The sequence below is a fragment of the Haloterrigena turkmenica DSM 5511 genome, from assembly GCF_000025325.1.
GTDB classification, from domain to species: Archaea; Halobacteriota; Halobacteria; order Halobacteriales; family Natrialbaceae; genus Haloterrigena; species Haloterrigena turkmenica.
Window position 1 is genome coordinate 2,803,208 of sequence record NC_013743.1, and the last position, 17,142, is coordinate 2,820,349.

15 protein-coding genes are annotated in these 17,142 nt (G+C 67.8%); 10 read left to right on the forward strand and 5 right to left on the reverse strand.

Features of this window, described 5'->3' with window-relative positions:
- Positions 1-108: 108 nt before the first annotated feature.
- Positions 109-609, forward strand: coding sequence for a gamma carbonic anhydrase family protein (locus HTUR_RS13465; protein WP_049941899.1), 501 nt, complete (start codon positions 109-111; stop codon positions 607-609).
- A gap of 38 nt (positions 610-647) precedes the next feature.
- On the opposite strand, the gene HTUR_RS27435 is transcribed toward HTUR_RS13465, so the two are convergent.
- The gene (locus HTUR_RS27435) at positions 648-821 is read right to left on the reverse strand and encodes a hypothetical protein (RefSeq protein WP_012943874.1); all 174 of its coding nucleotides are present in this window, start codon (positions 819-821) and stop codon (positions 648-650) included.
- 196 nt (positions 822-1,017) lie between these two features.
- On the opposite strand from HTUR_RS27435, the gene HTUR_RS13470 reads away from it, so the two are divergent.
- On the forward strand, positions 1,018-1,488 hold the full coding sequence (locus HTUR_RS13470) for a DUF5799 family protein (RefSeq protein WP_012943875.1): 471 nt from the start codon (positions 1,018-1,020) through the stop codon (positions 1,486-1,488).
- 48 nt (positions 1,489-1,536) lie between these two features.
- Here the strand turns inward: HTUR_RS13470 and HTUR_RS27440 are convergent, their stop codons facing one another.
- Positions 1,537-1,680, reverse strand: a complete 144-nt coding sequence (locus tag HTUR_RS27440) for a DUF7557 family protein (RefSeq protein ID WP_012943876.1) — start codon at positions 1,678-1,680, stop codon at positions 1,537-1,539.
- Between the two features lie 128 nt (positions 1,681-1,808).
- Here HTUR_RS27440 and HTUR_RS13480 point away from each other — a divergent pair, with 128 nt between their 5' ends.
- Positions 1,809-2,099, forward strand: a complete 291-nt coding sequence (locus HTUR_RS13480) for a DUF7545 family protein (RefSeq protein WP_012943877.1) — start codon at positions 1,809-1,811, stop codon at positions 2,097-2,099.
- Positions 2,100-2,217: 118 nt separating this feature from the next.
- Here the strand turns inward: HTUR_RS13480 and HTUR_RS13485 are convergent, their stop codons facing one another.
- Positions 2,218-6,342 carry a DUF7282 domain-containing protein gene (locus HTUR_RS13485; protein WP_012943878.1) on the reverse strand — a complete coding sequence of 1,375 codons (4,125 nt, stop codon included), beginning with the start codon at positions 6,340-6,342 and terminating at the stop codon, positions 2,218-2,220.
- A gap of 507 nt (positions 6,343-6,849) precedes the next feature.
- Here HTUR_RS13485 and HTUR_RS13490 point away from each other — a divergent pair.
- The 6 genes from HTUR_RS13490 to HTUR_RS13515 all read left to right on the forward strand — a co-directional run bounded on the left by HTUR_RS13490 (position 6,850) and on the right by HTUR_RS13515 (position 12,782).
- Positions 6,850-7,437: a biotin transporter BioY gene (locus tag HTUR_RS13490; protein WP_012943879.1), complete on the forward strand. Its 588-nt coding sequence runs from the start codon at positions 6,850-6,852 to the stop codon at positions 7,435-7,437.
- A gap of 40 nt (positions 7,438-7,477) precedes the next feature.
- Positions 7,478-8,182, forward strand: coding sequence for an energy-coupling factor ABC transporter ATP-binding protein (locus HTUR_RS13495; RefSeq protein WP_012943880.1), 705 nt, complete (start codon positions 7,478-7,480; stop codon positions 8,180-8,182).
- A gap of 50 nt (positions 8,183-8,232) precedes the next feature.
- Positions 8,233-8,937 carry an energy-coupling factor transporter transmembrane component T family protein gene (locus tag HTUR_RS13500; RefSeq protein ID WP_012943881.1) on the forward strand — a complete coding sequence of 235 codons (705 nt, stop codon included), beginning with the start codon at positions 8,233-8,235 and terminating at the stop codon, positions 8,935-8,937.
- A gap of 196 nt (positions 8,938-9,133) precedes the next feature.
- The gene (locus tag HTUR_RS13505) at positions 9,134-10,600 is read left to right on the forward strand and encodes a dihydrolipoyl dehydrogenase (protein WP_012943882.1); all 1,467 of its coding nucleotides are present in this window, start codon (positions 9,134-9,136) and stop codon (positions 10,598-10,600) included.
- Between the two features lie 98 nt (positions 10,601-10,698).
- Complete coding sequence (locus HTUR_RS13510) at positions 10,699-11,055, forward strand: DsrE family protein (protein ID WP_012943883.1); 357 nt, start codon at positions 10,699-10,701, stop codon at positions 11,053-11,055.
- 290 nt (positions 11,056-11,345) lie between these two features.
- Complete coding sequence (locus tag HTUR_RS13515) at positions 11,346-12,782, forward strand: cupredoxin domain-containing protein (protein ID WP_012943884.1); 1,437 nt, start codon at positions 11,346-11,348, stop codon at positions 12,780-12,782.
- 69 nt (positions 12,783-12,851) lie between these two features.
- Here the strand turns inward: HTUR_RS13515 and HTUR_RS13520 are convergent, their stop codons facing one another.
- Entirely contained in the window at positions 12,852-14,729 is a 1,878-nt protein-coding gene (locus HTUR_RS13520; RefSeq protein ID WP_012943885.1) for a glycoside hydrolase family 15 protein, read from the reverse strand.
- Between the two features lie 231 nt (positions 14,730-14,960).
- Between HTUR_RS13520 and HTUR_RS13525 the strand changes: the two genes are divergently transcribed.
- The gene (locus tag HTUR_RS13525) at positions 14,961-15,500 is read left to right on the forward strand and encodes an HVO_A0114 family putative DNA-binding protein (protein WP_012943886.1); all 540 of its coding nucleotides are present in this window, start codon (positions 14,961-14,963) and stop codon (positions 15,498-15,500) included.
- A gap of 36 nt (positions 15,501-15,536) precedes the next feature.
- Here HTUR_RS13525 and HTUR_RS13530 read toward each other — a convergent pair whose 3' ends face one another.
- Positions 15,537-17,012 (reverse strand): FAD-dependent oxidoreductase, encoded by a 1,476-nt coding sequence (locus tag HTUR_RS13530; protein ID WP_049941900.1) that lies wholly within the window; start codon positions 17,010-17,012, stop codon positions 15,537-15,539.
- Between the last annotated feature and the right edge of the window lie 130 nt (positions 17,013-17,142).

A 17,142-nucleotide genomic window follows, 5' to 3' on the forward strand; every position in this document is an offset into this window, starting at 1 on the left:
AGTGCGTCGGCAGTCGTCGCGCCGGCCATCGTCCGACGCGGGTCGCGAGCCGGCTGGTTCCGTTCGCCGATGGTCAGGTTCAAGACGCTCCTCGGAGCAGACGCAGCCATGCTACGATCGTTCGACGGAACGGAGCCGCAGGTCGCCGACTCGGCGTACGTCGACGAGGCCGCGGTCGTCATCGGCGACGTCGTCGTCGAGGCGGAGGCGAGCGTCTGGCCGAACACGACGCTGCGGGGCGACCACGGCCGGATCGTCGTCGGCGAGGGGGCCAACGTTCAGGACAACGCCGTGCTCCACGAGGACGCCGCACTCGAGCCCCACTCGACGGTCGGTCACAGCGCGATCGTCCACGACGCGACCGTCGGGGAGCGCGCGCTGGTCGGGATGAACGCGACCGTCCTCGACGGCGCTCACGTCGGCGCGGGCGCCGTCGTCGCGGCCGGCAGCGTGGTCACCGAGGGAACCGAGGTGCCGCCGCAGACGCTCGTCGCCGGCGCGCCCGCCGAGCCGAAAACCGAGATCGACGATCCCCACCTCGAGGCGACGGCCGACCGGTACGTCGAACTCTCGCGGAAATACGCCGAGACGTCCGAGCGACTCGACTGAGCGGGTCGGACTCGAGGACCGTTCGTCCCGAGAGTCGGCTACGAGCCGGTTTTGTTCCACCGGTACTGCTCCTCGACGAGCGTTCCCACACCGCAGATGACCACGAAGGTGTTCTTCGTCGTTCGGCCGCCGATGGCGATCCAGAGCACTCCGCCGACGAGAATCGCGATCCCGACTGCCAACTTGAGACGATGGGCTGTGAGCTGATCCATTCCGCGTACTCCTCGCCTGACGTGGCCGCTCTCACGGCATAGTTCTATCCACCCGTCCGGCTGCTCCGGACCGGACGCTCGCCGCGAGCGAGAACACGGGCGACGCAGTCGACGAACGGTGGTATCCGAGTCTCTCGGCGACTCGAGCGCGAACCCGATGAAAACGCTGATACAGCCGCCGTCCCAAGCGATAGCCATGAGCGACTCACCGTGGACGGACCGGATCGTCGGCGCCCGAATGACCGTCGATCAGGAGTTCTCCTCGCGGATCGCCGACTCGCGGTTTTCCAACCAGCAGTGGAGCCTGATCATGACCGCGACGGAGTTCGAGATCGAAGACGCCGACGATCCCGACCGCGCGCGGCTCGTCGCCGACATCGAGCAGGTCGAGGGAATCATCCCCGAACTCGAGAACGTCCCCAGCGGCGGCATGGGCGCGATGGGTGGCCCGGGTGCGGGCGGGGGCAACCGGAACAGTTCGTCGGGCGGCGTCTTCGACTCGATTATGGGTGCCCTCGGGCTGGGCGGCGACGGCGGCGACGATCACGCCGAAAAGCTCCGCGCGGCCGAGCAGCTCACGCAGGAGTACGCCGAGGAACTTCAGTCCCACCTCGAGTCGAACGGACGCTGGCAGTCGGTTCGGAAGGCCGCGGCCGCGGACGACTAGTGCTGCCAGCGGGCTAGTCGGGACCGATCGAACGAGACCGCGGACCGCTCAGTCGCCGGCGTGAAAGAGCGTGTACTCGCTGGTCTCGTAGATGTTGATCAGTTCGTTGACGAGTTCGTCGTAGGACTCGTCGTCGACGCGAAGCGCCTCCAGCCGTTCGATCGTCTCCTCCTCGAGTTCCACGGATGGCATATACGACGCTTCGACGGCGATCAGCAAAAACGCCATGGGGTGGGTGGCGGTCGGATCGCAGCGCGAGACCGCGTCCCGCTCCGATGCAAGCCACAGCACCTTTAGGGACAGTTCACTACGGTAGGGGTATGACCGAGGAAGTCGACACGACGACCTTCGAGATCAGCGCCGACGACGGTACCACCGACGAAGTCACGGTCCCCACCGGACTCCTCGACCTCGTCGCGGAAGGCGACCAGACCGACGCCGAGACGGTCGGCGACGTCACCCTGCTGTCCTTCGCCAGCCGCGCCCACCACATCGTCCACCACGGACAGGACGCCGACGCGGAACTCGAGGCCCAGGAAGCCCGCATCATGGACCTGTTCGAGGAACGCTTCGGCGTGACCTACGGCGAAGCGACCGGCCACCAGCACTAACCGCGACCGCACTCGAGTCCGTTCGGACCGATCCGATCGACTCGAGAAGATTTTTCGAGCGCGTCGAGTCCGGACCGTCGGTAGCGAGTCGGTCGCGCACCGCCCGGTCTCGAGTCCGTCACTCGGCGGCGACGTCAGAACCGTTCGTTGCTGGACCCGTCTCCGTTCCGGCGGGTCCCTCCGGTTCACCGGGCGACTCGGGCGCTGGCGGCTCCGTCGGCTCGGGCGGCCCCTCATCGGTCGGTTCCGTTTCAGTCGGCCCCGTTTCGCTCGGTTCTTCCTCGGCCGGCTGCGTCGCCGCGATGGTCACCGACGCCTGCTCGTCGTCGGTCGCGACCGTGTGCGTCGAGTCGGTCTCCGGCAGCGTCAACGAGAACGACAGGGTCGTCGCGCCGCCGGCCTCGAGCGCGACGCTCTCCTCTGCGACGGTCTGGCCGTCGACGGCGTAGCTCACCGTCTGGGTGCCCTCGGCATCGCCGACGTTTTCGATCGTCGCGTCGACCGTCACCGACGACCCCGGCTCGCCGGACGCCGGTGCCTCGAGGTCGGCGACGGCGAACTCGGCCTCGCCGGGCTCCTCGATCGTTACGGTCGTCTCGGCGGTCGCGTTGTCAGTCGAGACCGTGACCGGGTACTCGCCGGGCTCGAGGTCGGCCGTGTCGGCGGTCAACGTGACCGATTCGGACGCACCGGGCTCGAGCGAGACCGGTGTCTCGTTGACGACCGAGCCGTCGATCGCCAGCTGAACGTCCTGCGTGCCGTTCTCCCCGCCGGTGTTCTCGATCGCGGCGTCGACCTCGAGAGGATCACCCGCTTCGACCGAGTCGTTCGCCTCCGTGATCGAGACGTTGAACGCGGCAGGTTCGGTCGGCTCGCCCGAGTCGATCTCGCCGGCCGGCAGCGTTTCGGCGGTCAGCGGCTCCTCGTAGCCGTAGTTGCTCATGTCGACCTCCCAGACGAGTCGTTCGCTGTCGTTTTCGGGGGTCCAGTCGACGGTGAACGAGTCGTTGCCGGGCTCGAGTTCCGACGGCGGCTCGTCGGCGGCCGTCCCCTCGACGAACTCGCTACCGACCGGCAGCGATTCGTTGTTTGGGTTCTCGTACTCGAAGGTGACCGCGATGCCGTCCTCGGTCGGCGCCGTCTCCGCGACGGAGATATTCGGCTGTTCGGGTCGGATCTCCTCGATACACTCGCTGGCGTCGGGGTTCGGGTAGTCGATCGAACCCGGCGTCGCGTCGGGCGACGCGAAGCCGGTGATCACGGCACCCGTATCGCCCTCGGGGATCATGACGGTCGCGCCGTCGGCCGTCTCGGCGATGGTGAAGTCGTCACCGGTCTCGTAGGTGAGCGTCCCCTCGAACGGCGCCGGGACGTCCTCGCCGACAGTGACAGCGTACTCGCCCATCGAGTTGCCGAAGCCGCCGCTCTCGTAGAACGCGGTCCCGACGATGATCGTGTCGCCCGCTTCGAAGGAGCCAGTCACCTCGGCCCGCGAACAACTGAGGAACGTCGCGTTGAACGTTGCCGGATCGCCGTCGACCGTGTACTCGACGGACTCGTTCGCCAGTGCCGTGCCGTTCTCGTCGGTGACGGCGACCTCGAGTGTCGCGTTCTCGGAGAGTGGCGGCTCGAGATCGAGCGACTCGAACTCGGCGGTCTCGTTGGCCTCGAAGAGATCGCTCTCCCCGCGTTGCGTGCCGTTCTCGTCGGTCGCGGTGAGTCGGTAGTCAACGGTCGCGTTCGCCTCGTCGACGACGAGCGTCTCGCCGTCGCCCGTCTGGTCCGACACGTTGAGCGTGGCCGCCGATTCGTTCGGCTCAGCCGGTTCGTCCGGAGCGTCGTCGACCGTGTACTCGACGGATTCGTTCACCAGCGCCGTGCCGTTCTCGTCGGTGACGGCGACGTCGACCGTCGCGTTCTCGGAGAGCGGCGAATCGAACTCGAGTTCGAGGTCCGTCACCGTCCCGTTGGCCTCGAATGACTGGCTCTCGGCCGTGGTTCCGTTAGCCGACGCCGTCACCGCGTAGTCGACGGTCGCGCTCGCTTCGTCGACGGTCAGGTTCTCGCCGTCGCCGGTCTGATCGCTCACTGAGAGCGTCGCGTTCGGCTCGGCCGGTTCCTGTGGTTCCTGGGGCTCCTGCGGTTCGTCGCCGACCGAGACGAACGCCGTATCGAGCACCGGCACGCCGGCGTCGGTGACGTACGGGACGTCCTCCGCCCCGTCGGTGTCGCCGTACTCGAACGTTCCGTCGTCGTTCGTATCGTGGTGGACCACCGCGGTGAGGGGCTGGTCCTCCTCGATCGGCTCCTCGAGGTCGATCTCGACGCCGGAGTGGCTCCCGGCTTCGAGGGCGCTCGACGTCCCGAGCACGGCGCCCGGATCGGCGACGGCGTCGGCCGCGTAGATCGCGACGAAGCCGCCCTCCGAGAGGTTGACCTCGTCGACGCTGACCGTCTCGCCGTCACTTTCCCGGTCGGCGAACGTAATCGACGCCGTTCCCTCGAGTTCGTCGATCTCGTCGGCGCGATCCTCGGCCGCGTCCTCGACGTACTGCCTGATTTCGGTGATATCGTCGATCTCCTGTTGGACCGCGTACGCGGTGGCGTTGGACGCGGTTTCCTGGGTCAGGACCTGCAGTTGCGTGACGCTGATCCGCTGATACTGGACGACGCGGGCCGTCTCCTGCGTGGCGCTGCTGGCGGCGACCTGGATCTGTTCGACGGTCGCCTCTTGAGACTGACTCAGCGCGCCGCTGGCACCGCCGGACGCCAGCCGCTGGACTTGGGTACTATCGATGACCTGCTGCTGGAGCACAGATCCCTCGCCGGCGCCGAACGCGGCGGCCTGAATCTGGTCGACGTCGACGATCTGGTACTGGACCGCCGACTCGATCGCTCCCTGAGACGCACCGACCGCGGCGTATTGGATCTGGGTGATCGAGATCTCCTGGTGCTGGACCAGCACGCCGCCCGCGGCCCCATCGGCCGCCGCCTGGATCTGCTCGATTGTGGCCGACTGGCTCTGATAGATCGCTCCCTTAGCCGCGCCGAAGGATGCCTCCTGAATCTGGCTGATCGAGATCCGCTGGACCTGTTCGACGCTGACGGTCTGGAGCTGCGTCAGCGAGCCCCGACTGGCTCCGCGGGCCGCGGCCTGGGTCTGCTCGACGGTGACTTCCTGTCGCTGGACAAGCGCTCCTTTCGCGGCGCCCGTAGCGGCCTTCTGTACCTGCTTGATGTCCACGCGTTGGCGCTGTTCGACGTCGATCTCCTGGCTCTGTTCGCCCTCGAGGGCTACTGGGACGCTTCCCTCGAGTGCGCCCGCGGACGCGCCGGCCGCCGCGTGCTGGACGTGCTCGAGCGTGATCCGCTGGCGCTGTTCGACGGTGATCTTCTGGTACTGCTCGAGGACGCCGTAGGCCGCCCCCTGCGCGGCCTCCTGGGTCTTCGGGTGGTCCTGAACGTCGCTATCGCCCGCTTCCCGGCACGCCCCCGCTGCGGCCCCGCGCGTGGCGACCTGGATCTGTTCGACGTCGGCGTGCTGTTTCTGTGCGAGGGCGCCGTGGGTCGCCCCCCAGGTCGCGCTCTGCATCTGGCTCGCTGCGACCGTCTGAGACTGGGCGAGCGCGCCGTCGGTCGCGCCGCCGACCGCGGACTGGATCTGTTCGATCTCGGCGTCCTGAGACTGGATCAGCGAGCCGTGGACCGCGCCGGCCGTCGCCGCCTGAATCTGTTCGGCGTCGGCCGCCTGGTGCTGGGCCGCCGACTGACTGGCGGCCTCGACGGCCGCCGCGCGCTGTTCCTGGGTCACCTCGACGCCCTGCTGCTGGGCCAGTTCGATCCCCTCGTCGACGCCGGCCTCGACGGCGTCCGTCTGTTCCTGTGCGAGCGAGGCGGTCGCGTCCGCGTCGGCCTTCGCTTCTGCGTCGGTCGCGGCCGATTCGGCCGCGGAGTCGAACGACACTAACTCGCCGTCTCCGGCCGACTGGCTCGCACGCACAGGTTCTCGGTCCGCCGCATCAGCCGCGATGGAGTCCGCACTCCCACTGCCATCGTCTTGGCTGGCGGCCACACTGTCCGTAGCGGCGATATCGGTCGTTTCGCCGACTCCCTCGCCGGGATCGCTCTCGCCGCCCTCGAACGGGACGATACCGCCGCTGAGCAGCGGAAGTGCCACTACGCTCGTGACCATCAACGCGGCGACGGCGAGCACCGCTACGGCCGCGCCCCGAGACCGATTCATGGCTCGACGCCCCTGCCGGCTCGATCGCTCGATCGGTTCGCTTGCTCCCCACGGTTAGAGCGGCGATCGCGGCTCCAACGGCCTCTGAGACCGTCGCGTTCCCACCGTCCGCGAGTCGGCCGCTGGCTACGTCTCGGTTCCCGATCGCTCCTCGGTCCGAACCGGCTACGTACGGATGACATCAGCTTTCTATCACGGGAGCGAAAGAGCGCATAAGGCCAGCGGGTCGTTTCGGTTAGTAATCGGATACAATTCCCCATTACTCCACTCGAGCGCGGCGTCTCCCGACGGAGCGGCGCTCTCGAGGGAGCGGTGATTTCGGACGCGTTCGGGCCTCGATCGGGTCGGATTCTCCGCGAACTGTCCGTTTCCAGAGGGGAAGCGGGCTGTTTCGATCCCTCCCGACGGGTCGGGATCCGTCCCGTCGTGCGGAGATGACAGACTTTTGTCTCTCCTCGCCCTTCGGAAACCGAAGTGTTGAACTCGGTTTACGAGAGTCGGTGTGGTATGGCAACGAACCGAGAGTCGGTCGACCTCGTCGATGGGGACGTCGTCCGCCAGTTCGCTCGCGCGGCGGTGCTGGCGGCGCTGGTGGGGGCGTCGATATTCGTGACGATTCCGTATCCGTTCTCGCCGGCGCCGATCACGCTGCAGGTGCTGTTCGTCTTTCTCGCCGGCCTCGTCCTGGGGCCGGTCTGGGGGGCGATCTCGATGCTGCTCTATCTGACCGCCGGTGCAGCCGGCCTCCCGGTCTTCTCGGGGATGGAGGCCGGATTCGGCCCCCTCGTCGGAAACACCGCGGGCTACCTCTGGTCGTACCCGCTCGCGGCGGCGCTGATCGGCGCCATCGTCCACCGGGGCACCGACCTCCGAAATCCCGCCGACGTCCCCCTGCCGATCGTCGTCGTCGCGCTCGTCGCCGCGACGATCCTCATCTACGCCATGGGGACGGCGTACGCGGCCTGGCTTCAGGCCCTCGAGCCCTGGGAGGCGATCGCCGGCTACGCGCTCCCGTTCGTTCCCGCCGAGCTGGTCAAGATGGTCGCTGCGATCGCGATCGTCGAGAGCGGGCGACTCGAGCCGGTCGGATCGTGATCGCTCGAGTGACGCCGCTGACCCCGTCAGCGAGGACGCGATGATCGAGTTTCGCTCCGTTACCTACGCTTTCGACGACGTGCCCGTCCTCGAGGACGTCTCGCTGACCATCGGCGACGGCGAGTTCGTCGTCCTCGCGGGCGCCAACGGGAGCGGCAAGACGACCCTGCTGCGCCACTGCAACGGACTGGTGACGCCCGATTCGGGAACAGTGCTGGTCGACGGGACTCCCGTCACCGAGGACCTCGTCGCCGCCCGCTCGAGCGTCGGCATGGTCTTCCAGCACCCGCGCGACCAGTTCGTCGCCGCGACGGTCGGCGCCGACGTCGCCTTCGGCCCGGAGAACCTCGGCCTCGAGCGCGCCGAGATCGACCGCCGGGTGGCCGACGCCCTCGAAGCCGTCAACATGGCCGGTCGCGAGGACGAGCGGATCGACCACCTCTCGGGCGGCGAGCAGTCCCGCGTGGCCATCGCCGGCGCGCTCGCGATGGCGCCCACTCACCTCGTCCTCGACGAACCGTTCACCGGGCTCGACGATCCGGCCCGTCGATCCGTCCTCTCGCGACTCGAGGCGCTCTCGGAGGACGGAACCGGAATCCTGCTCGCGACCCACGACCTCCGAGACGTGCTCGACCTGGCTGACCGCGTCGTCGCCATGCGGGACGGCGCGGTCGCCATCGATGACTCGCCCGACCGCGCGCTCGAGGCGCTGTCGGATTTCGAGGTTCGAGTGCCAGAGCGCTGACCGCACGCGGCGCGACGATCACTGCCGCCGCCAGACCACCGATCCCGACGATGCTCACCTACGACCCCGACGACACGCTCGCCCACCGGCTCGACCCCCGCTCGAAGTTGGCCGTCCAGCTCGGGTTCGCCGCGACCGCACTGGCCCACACGAGCCCGCGGGCGCTGGTCGCGCTCACCGCCGTCGCCGGCGTACTCTTGGTCGCCGCTCGCGTTCCGCTCCTCGAGACGCTGTACGCCTATCGCTTCGCCCTGCTCTTCCTCTCGCTCGCACCGGTACTCGCGGCGCTCACGTTCGGTTCGCCCTGGCTCGACCTCGCGGACGGCCTCACCTCCGCGCGGGCGAGCTACCGCGTCCTGCTCGTCTTACTCGTCAGCGCGGCGTACGTCCGGTCGACCCCGGTCCGGGACTCTCGAGCCGCGATCCAGCGAACGATTCCCGGAAGGCCCGGCCAACTCCTCGGAATCGGCGTCGCGCTCGTCTTCCGGTTTCTGCCGGTCCTGCAGGCCGATCTACGGACGATCAGCGACGCGATGGCGGCGCGGCTGGGCGACCAGCGCGGCGCTGTCGACCGCGCGAGTACGCTGGGGCTGTTAGGCCTCTCGCGGGCGTTCGACCGAGCCGATCGACTCGCGCTCGCAATGCAGGCGCGGTGTTTCGCCTGGAATCCCACCCTGCCGGCGCTGTCGCTCTCGCGGCTCGACTATCCCGCTCTCGTCGTCGCCGCCGTGCTCGCGCTCTCGGCGGCGCTGTGAAGAAGTCGGGGCCGAGCCGATCGGACCCGTCTCGGTGCTCGAGCGCGGAACCGTCCTCACACCCCCGCGACGAGTCCGTTGCTGGCTATCCGAACGGGAGCCGTGCGACGCGATTGCGCGTTAGGCTGACGGTGCGTGTGCATCTCCCGTGCAGTCCGGCCGGTCCTTCATTACGCCCGGCGTCGGAATTCGGCGCATGGAGGAGTACGATTTCCTGGTTATCGGGTCGGGATCGGGACTGGACGTCGCGAACGCGGCCGCACGGCGCGGTCAGTCGGTCGCCGTCGTCGAGAAGGGACGGCTCGGCGGAACCTGTCTGAACCGCGGCTGTATCCCCTCGAAGCAGCTGTTGTACCGCGCTGAGGTCCTCGAGACGATCGAGCGCGCCGAGGAGTTCGGGATCGAGGCGACGGTCGATGGCGTCGCCTTCGCCGATATCGTCCGCGAGGTCAACGAGGACGTGGGGGAGAGTTCCGAATCGATCCGTCGCGGGCTCGAGTCCTCGTCGCAGCACGATCTCTACCCGACGGAGGGGAAGTTCGTCGACGAGCGAACGGTCGAACTCTCCGGCGGGGATCACGACGGGAAGCGCTTGACCGCCGAAACGGTTCTCGTCGCGGCCGGCACCCGTCCCGGCGTCCCGCAGGTCGACGGCATCGAGGACGTCGACTACCTGACGAGCCGGGAAGCGCTGCGACTCGAGGAGCGTCCGGACCACCTCGTCGTGATCGGCGGCGGCTACATCGCGGCCGAACTGGGCCAGTTCTTCGGGACGTTCGGCAGCGACGTCACGGTGCTCGGCAGGCGGCCGCACCTGTTGCCCGACGCCGACGAGGAAGTGGCCGCCGAATTCACCGACCGATTCGCCGACCGGTTCGACGTGTATACGGGGTACGAGGCGACCGCGGTCTCGGGATCGGACGGCGAGGTGACCGTCGAGGCGCGACCGTATCGGGAGCCCGACGAGGACGCGGCGACGGCGATGGGTGAAGCCGAAACCGAGGACGGGGCGGAGCCCGTCACGGTCACCGGCGACGAACTGCTCGTCGCGGCCGGCCGCGTGCCGAATACAGACACGCTGAACGTCGACGCGGCGGGAATCGAGACCGACGACGTGGGGTTCGTCGAGACCGACGAGTACCTGCAGACGACCGCCGACGGCGTCTGGGCGCTCGGTGACATCGTCGGCGAGTACCTCCTGAAACACAACGCGAACCACGAGGCGAAGGCCGTCGTTCGGAACCTCTTCGGCGACGACCTCGAGCCGGTCGACTACTCGGCGATGCCCTTCGCCGTCTTCTCCTCGCCCGAGGTCGCCGGCGTCGGCGCCACGGAGGGCGAACTGCAGGCGGCGGGTCGCGACTACGCCAAACGAACGTACCGGTACGAGGACACTGCCCGCGGCTCGGCGATGAAAGCCGAGGGGATGGTCAAGCCGCTCATCTCACTCGAGGGCGAGATTCTGGGCTGTCACATCGTCGGTCCGGACGCGTCAAACCTGATCGAGGAGGTCGTCGTCGCGATGACGGCTGGCTCTGGAACGGTCCAGGATATCCGAGAATCAGTTCACATCCATCCCGCGCTCTCGGAGGTCGTCCAGCGGGCGTTCTCGGGACAGTTCACCCGCGGGGGCCACGATCACGAGCACGGACACGACCACTAGCATCGCGGTTCGCCACTGTCGGCCGCGGTCGCGGTGTTGCATCGCACGCACACGGTCGCCGGGCCGTCTTATCCGTCAGTCGCGTGGATCCACGTGCAATGGTAAACGCAGCCATCGTTATTCTCGCGGGCACCGAATCGCACTCCGACACCGGACGACTGGTCAACGGCCTCGAGGCGGCGAAGGAGTTCGACGACAACGAGGAGGACGAACTCGAACTCATCTTCGACGGAGCCGGCACGCAGTGGGTCGAAGAACTCGAGGACGAGGACCACGACTACCACGACCTCTATCAGTCCGTCCGGGACGAAGCGGCCGTCTGTGACTACTGCGCCGGCGCGTTCGATGCCGACGACGCAGTCGAGGACGCGGGCCTCGTCCGCATCGACGAGAACGACGGCCATCCCAGCGTGCGGTCGCTCGTCGACGACGACTACGAGATCATCACGTACTGACGCCGCCATCGAGGCGTTCTTTTCGGGCGTACTTCGGCCGAGCGCGACGGGTGCGTATCGACGTTCGTTCGACGCGCTCGTCACCGTTCGTCCCGTTCCGAACCGTCTCCCGGAACGTCGGTCCCGTCGACGTTCGAACCGATAAGATCGGATTAGTCGTCCTAATCGCGATTTAGGTCGCCCGCTCGCGAGAAACTCCGTCTAAAGCCTTACGGGAGTGAGCGCTTGCCGTGCCACAACGATTCGTCTCATTCTTTGCTCCGACCTCCACGGAACACACGTGGTAACAGATGTCAAACAAAAACGATTCGAACGACGGCGTGGCGCGGCGATCGGTGCTCGCGGCCGGTGGCGCAACGACGCTCGGGGTGCTCGTGGGCGGTGTCGGAGCAGCGAACGGATCGGCGGTCACCCGGCAGGACGAGGGGGGCGAAACCGCCGACTCGAGCCGCGACGTCACGGTGAGACAGGAGCCGGGAAACGCCTTCTACTGGGTGCTTCCCGGTGAGCGACAGCTGAGTCCGCAGGTGTTCGGAACGCCGGACGATCCGCGGCGGGGGAGCGATCTGCTCGAGTCGCGCATCGAACAGGCCAAGGGATTCCCCGAGCCGCTGGACGAGGCGATTCCGCAATTGCTCGAGGATCTACCGCCGCTAGTCGCGGCACCGGAGGACGCCCGCGAGCCGATCGAAGACGATGAGTCGGGCGGAATCGCTCGGGAACGATTCACCGAACCGACGCTGTACAGCGACGAGGCCGAGGTGACCAGCGGCTCGTTCGAGGTCACCTACGGGGATCGACAGCCGTACGACCTCCCGGGTGAGCCGGGCGATACGACCGACGCGGTCGACATCGACGCGCAGTTCACCGATCCGGCGGGCAACGAGTACGAAATCGACCACGACCACGTCGTGCAACCGCCGATTCCGGGCTACGAAACGGGTGGCGGCGTGTTGTCGGGCAGCTGGCTGCACGGGATCACGGGGACCGGTTCGCCGCTGTTCCCTCGAGTGTACACCTACGGCGCGTCGTGGGGCGTCGGGGACGTTCGAATCAACGGCGAGGTGGCCACCGAGGACGGATTCCGCGTCATCCACTTCATGACGACCCAGACGGTACGCGACGAGCGCTATCGGATGGCCGTAGACGAGGAGATGCCGCTCGCGCCCGACGGCACAATCGCGGGACAGGTCCACCACACCCACGGCGTCGTCCTGCCGATCAGGCCGACTCCGGAGGGGCCCGTCTACGATCCGGTGCCGACCGCGATGGAACTGCCGAACGGCGAGACCCAGCCGTTCATCCACGCGATGTGGGAACAGGACGAGATCGTCGAGGGGCCGTTCGACGACTGGGAGTTCCCCGGACAGGCCGATGGGGAGGCGTCGGACGCCGAGGAGTCGGCCGGTGGAGACGCTGACTTCCAGTTGGTCGGCGAGGCGTCGGCCTGGCAGGGCGCGGCGCCCGAGGCCATCGCGGGCGCGGAGAACCCGACGCTGCAACTCGAGGCGGGCACCGAATACACGCTCGTCTGGGAGAACGGCGACGGCCTCCAGCACAACTTCGCGATCGTGGACGCGAACGGCGAGGACCTTCTCGCGTCCGAACTCGTCGGCGATCAGGGGGCGACGCAGACGGTCACGTTCACCGCTAGCAAGGAGATGAGCGAGTACTACTGTCAGGTCCACCCCCAGAGCATGCGGGGCGGAATCGAGATCGGCGGCTGACGTAGTAGCCGCTGAAAGTCAATGCACACCTGATCGCAGAACGGCACTGCGATCAGTGTGTGATTCGTTTCAGTATCTCCTATCGGAACTCTCGCTTGGGAGCCCGACCGGCTCGCCGAGTCGAATCCCCATCGGCGCCGGGCCGGGCGCCTCGTGGCCCCGCAGATAGCCGAGATAGAGGGCGCTGTTGACGATTCCGATGTGGCTGAACGCCTGCGGGAAGTTCCCGAGATGGGCGCCGCTCTCGGGATCGATCTCTTCCGCGATCAGTCCGAGCGGGTTCAGGTACTCGAGCAGCGTCTCGAACCGGGATTGGGCCTCCGCGACGCGCCCGGAGAGCGCGAGCGCGTCGACGAACCAGCACGAGCAGAGGACGAACGCGCCCTCCTCGCCCGGGAGGCCGTCGTCGCCGTCGTACCGCTGGACGAACACCCCGTCCTCGACTAACGTCTCCTCGATCGCGTCGATCGTTTCTCGAATGCGGTCATCGCCGAAGGGCAGGAAGCCGACGATCGGGAGCAGGAGTCCGGTCGCGTCGAGCGCGTTCGACCCGTAGGACTGGACGAACGCGCCGACGTCCTCGTCGTACCCGTTCTCGAGGACGTCAGCCCTGATCCGCTCGCAGGTCTCCCGCCACTCCCCGACCGGAGCGTCGTAGCCACCGTCGGTCGCGAGCGCGATCCCGCGATCGAGAGCGACCCAGCACATGACCTTCGAGTAGACGAAGTGTTCGTCCCCGCCGCGAACCTCCCAGATGCCCGCGTCCGGTTCGTCCCAGATCTCGCGGACGTAGTCGACGATATCGCGGATTCGGTCCCACTCGTCGGGGTCCAGTTCGCGACCGTGCCGGTGCATCTCGTCGACGGCGAGCAGGAGTTCGCCGTAGGTGTCGTGCTGACGCTGGTCGGCGGCCTCGTTGCCGATCCGGACCGGGCTGGACCCGCGATACCCCTCGAAGTGCTCGAGTTCTCGCTCCTCGAGGTCCGACTCGCCGTGGAGGCCGTACAGCGGCTGGATCGCCGCCGGGTCGTCGGCCTGACAGAGGTCCATGAACCACTCGAAGTAAGCGGTCGCCTCGTCGGCGGTCCCGAGGTTCATCAGCGCCTGAACGGTGAATCCGGCGTCGCGGAGCCAGTTGAACCGGTAGTCCCAGTTCCGAACGCCGCCGATGTCCTCGGGTAAGGAGGTGGTCGGCGCGGCCGCGATCGCCCCGGACTCGGCGTGGGTGAGGAGTTTCAAGACGAGTTCGGAGCGGACGACCCGATCGTGCCACGCCCCCTCGAACACGCAGTCGCCGTCGGCACCACAGTCGTGTGCCCAATCGGACCAGTACTCGAGGCTCTCCTCGAGCGCGGCTTCGGGATCCGTATTCGCGTCCTCTGCGCCCGTACACCGGAGTAGAAACCACTCCTCGTCGCCGGTCTCGAGCGAGAGCTCACCGGTTACTCGATCGTCCTCGATCTCGAGGTCGATCGGACTCTCGAGCAGCGTCCGCTCGTCTCGTCCCTCAGCGAGCGCTCCTCGCTGTTCTGATTCCACCGTCGTCTCCGCGCGGGCGTAATCGAACCGCGGTTCGAGATCGACCGCGAGGTCGACGCGTCCCTCGTCGCAGGCGAGTTTGCGGTAGAGCACCTTCTTCGGATGGTCGGTGCGCCCGGCCGGCGGCAGGAAATCCGTCACCGTCGCCGTGCCGCCGTCGGTTCGGAACGACGTCTCGAGGACGTTCGTGTCGTCGACGTACCGCCGGTCGGTCTCGAACGAGTCGGTCGGGGCGATCCGGAACCGCCCGCCCCGCTCGGCGTCGAGGACGGCGGCGAAAATGCTCGGCGACTCGAGGTGGGGAAACGGGAACCAGTCGACCGAGCCGTCCGGGGCGACGAGCGCACAGGTCTCGAGGTTCCCGACGACGCCGTAGGCCTCGATCGGCGGGTAGTCGTCATCGCGCATTGGAATCACCGTCGCGGGGAAACGACCCAAACGCGGTGCGATCGAACGACGAACATGGGCGAACGGGGAATCGTTCGCGGGCCGCGGAGAAAAAGTCGATCCCGGCAGCGACGGGGGCCTCTCGATCGGCGCCTTCCAGCCAGCCTCGATCGAATCGATCGCGTCAACGAGCGGCGGACGGGCGTTGCAGCGGCTGAAAGCCTTTACTGCGGGGACGACGTACCGACCCCGATGGCATCCTCCGACGTGGAACTCGCGGTGTACCGCTGCGAGTCGTGCGGCGACTACCAGCTGGGAACCGCAGCGATGACGTGCTGTGGCGACGCGATGACGGAAGTCGACGACGGCGCCGTTCCGATCGACGCCCCCGACGAAGCGGAGCTCATGCGAACCGTCTTCGACATTTCCGAGACCGAACTCGAGGTCTGTCGCTGTCTGATGGCCGAACCCGAGATCACGGTCAACGAACTCGCGGAGATGGTCGAGCGCGATCGGAGCGTCGTCACCAGACACCTCAGTCATCTGGTCGGCCTCGGAATCGTCGAAAAGCGCTCGCGCGTCCTCTCCGACGGTGGACGCGTCAACGTCTACTCGCATCGGTCGGTGGACGCGGTCCGCCGCCAGTTCAAGCTCGGGCTCTACGTCTGGATGCTCGAGGCCGTCGAGGTGATCGACGATCTCAGCGAGGAGAAGATCTCGCTGCTGGTCGAGGACGAGACCGCCCGGACCGACCCCAGCCAGGTGATCGTCGACCGAGACGGGTCGTCCTGACGTGACTCGAGGTCGGCGCCGACTCGAGATTCGACGCTACTCCCGCAGGTCGCCGCCGAGTACCTTCGCGGCGACGAGCACCGGGTCCCACGTAGTGTTGAACGGCGGCGCGTACGCCAGATCGTAGTTCTCGAGTTCGGAGACGGTGGTTCCCTCCGTGAGGGCGGCGACGATCGCGTGACTGCGGTGGACCGCCCCCTCGCCGTACTCGCTGACCAGACTCGCGCCGAGGACCCGGCCGGAGTCGCGGTCGGCGGTCAGCGTGATCGTCACCTCGCCGCCCTCGGGGTAGTAGCCCGCGCGGGATTTCGCCGTGATCGTCTCGCTGACCGGCTCGAAGCCGGCCGCGCGGGCCTCGTCGTGGTCGAGGATGCCGGTCCGCGCCGCCTCGACGTCGAAGACCTTGACGGCCGCCGTGCCGGCGACGCCGCCGCCCTCCACCGGCGTCCCGGTGACGGTCTGTCCGACCGCGCGGCCGTGTCGGTTGGCGGTCAGCGCCAGCGGGACGTGGGTCGGTTCGCCCGTCACGACGTGGGTCGCCTCCGCGCAGTCGCCGGCGGCGTAGACGTCGGGCCGGTTCGTCTCGCGGTAGGCGTCGGTCGCGATCGCGCCCGTCGGCCCCAGTTCGATCCCCGCGTCCTCGGCGAGGCCCGTCCGCGGTCGCACGCCGGTCCCGAGCAGGACCATCTCGACCGGAACCCGATCGTCCGCGGTGACGACCGCCTCGACTTCGGCGGCGTCATCGGACTGTGTCCGATCGCTCGAGGCGCCGTCGGACGCCTCGCTGGCCTCGCTGCCGGCGAGTTCCAGGACCTCGCTTCCGAGAGAGAGCGCGACGTCCCGCTCCCGGAGGTGATCGGCCACCGCCTCGCTGGTCGCCTCGCTGAATCCCGTCAGAACGCGGTCGCTGCGCTGGAACAGGTGCACCTCGAACCCGTTCGCGGCCAGCGCCTCCGCCATCTCGAGGCCGATGTACCCCCCGCCGACGACGCCGACCGGACCCGAACAGTCCTCGAGATACCGGCAGGCCGGCCCGCGGTCGGCCTGCTGGAACGACTCGCCGTCCCGCGCTCGAGCCACGTACTCGCGGAGTTCCTTTCCGTCGCTCATCGAGCCGAGCGTGTAGACGCCCTCGAGTTCGGTGCCGTCGATCGGCGGCGCGACGGCCTCGGCGCCCGTCGCGAGCAGCAGGTGGTCGTACGGCTGGACGACCTCACCGCCGTCGCCTTCGGCAGTGACCGTCCGTGCGTCGGGATCGATCTCGACAACCTCGTGGCCCGTCCGCAGGTCGATATCACGCTCCTCGCGGAACTCCTCGGGCGTCACCGAGACCAGCGACTCGAGCGACTGAATCTCGCCTTTGACGTAGTAGGGCAGGCCGCAGGCGCCGTAGGAGACCCACTCGCCTTTCTCGAAGACGACGATCTCGAGGTCCGGGTCCTCGCGTCTGGCCTTGCTCGCCGCGGCCATGCCGGCGGCGTCGCCGCCGACGATGACGAAGGTGTCCGTCATGGATTGGTAGTCGATCGCCCGCATTGTAATCCCTGAGGTGTCGGCGGATTCCGTTCCGCTCCCCGAGGCGATCCGCGTGAGGATCGGTCCGACTCCGGATAGCGCACTTCGGCGGTGGATTTCGGACGCC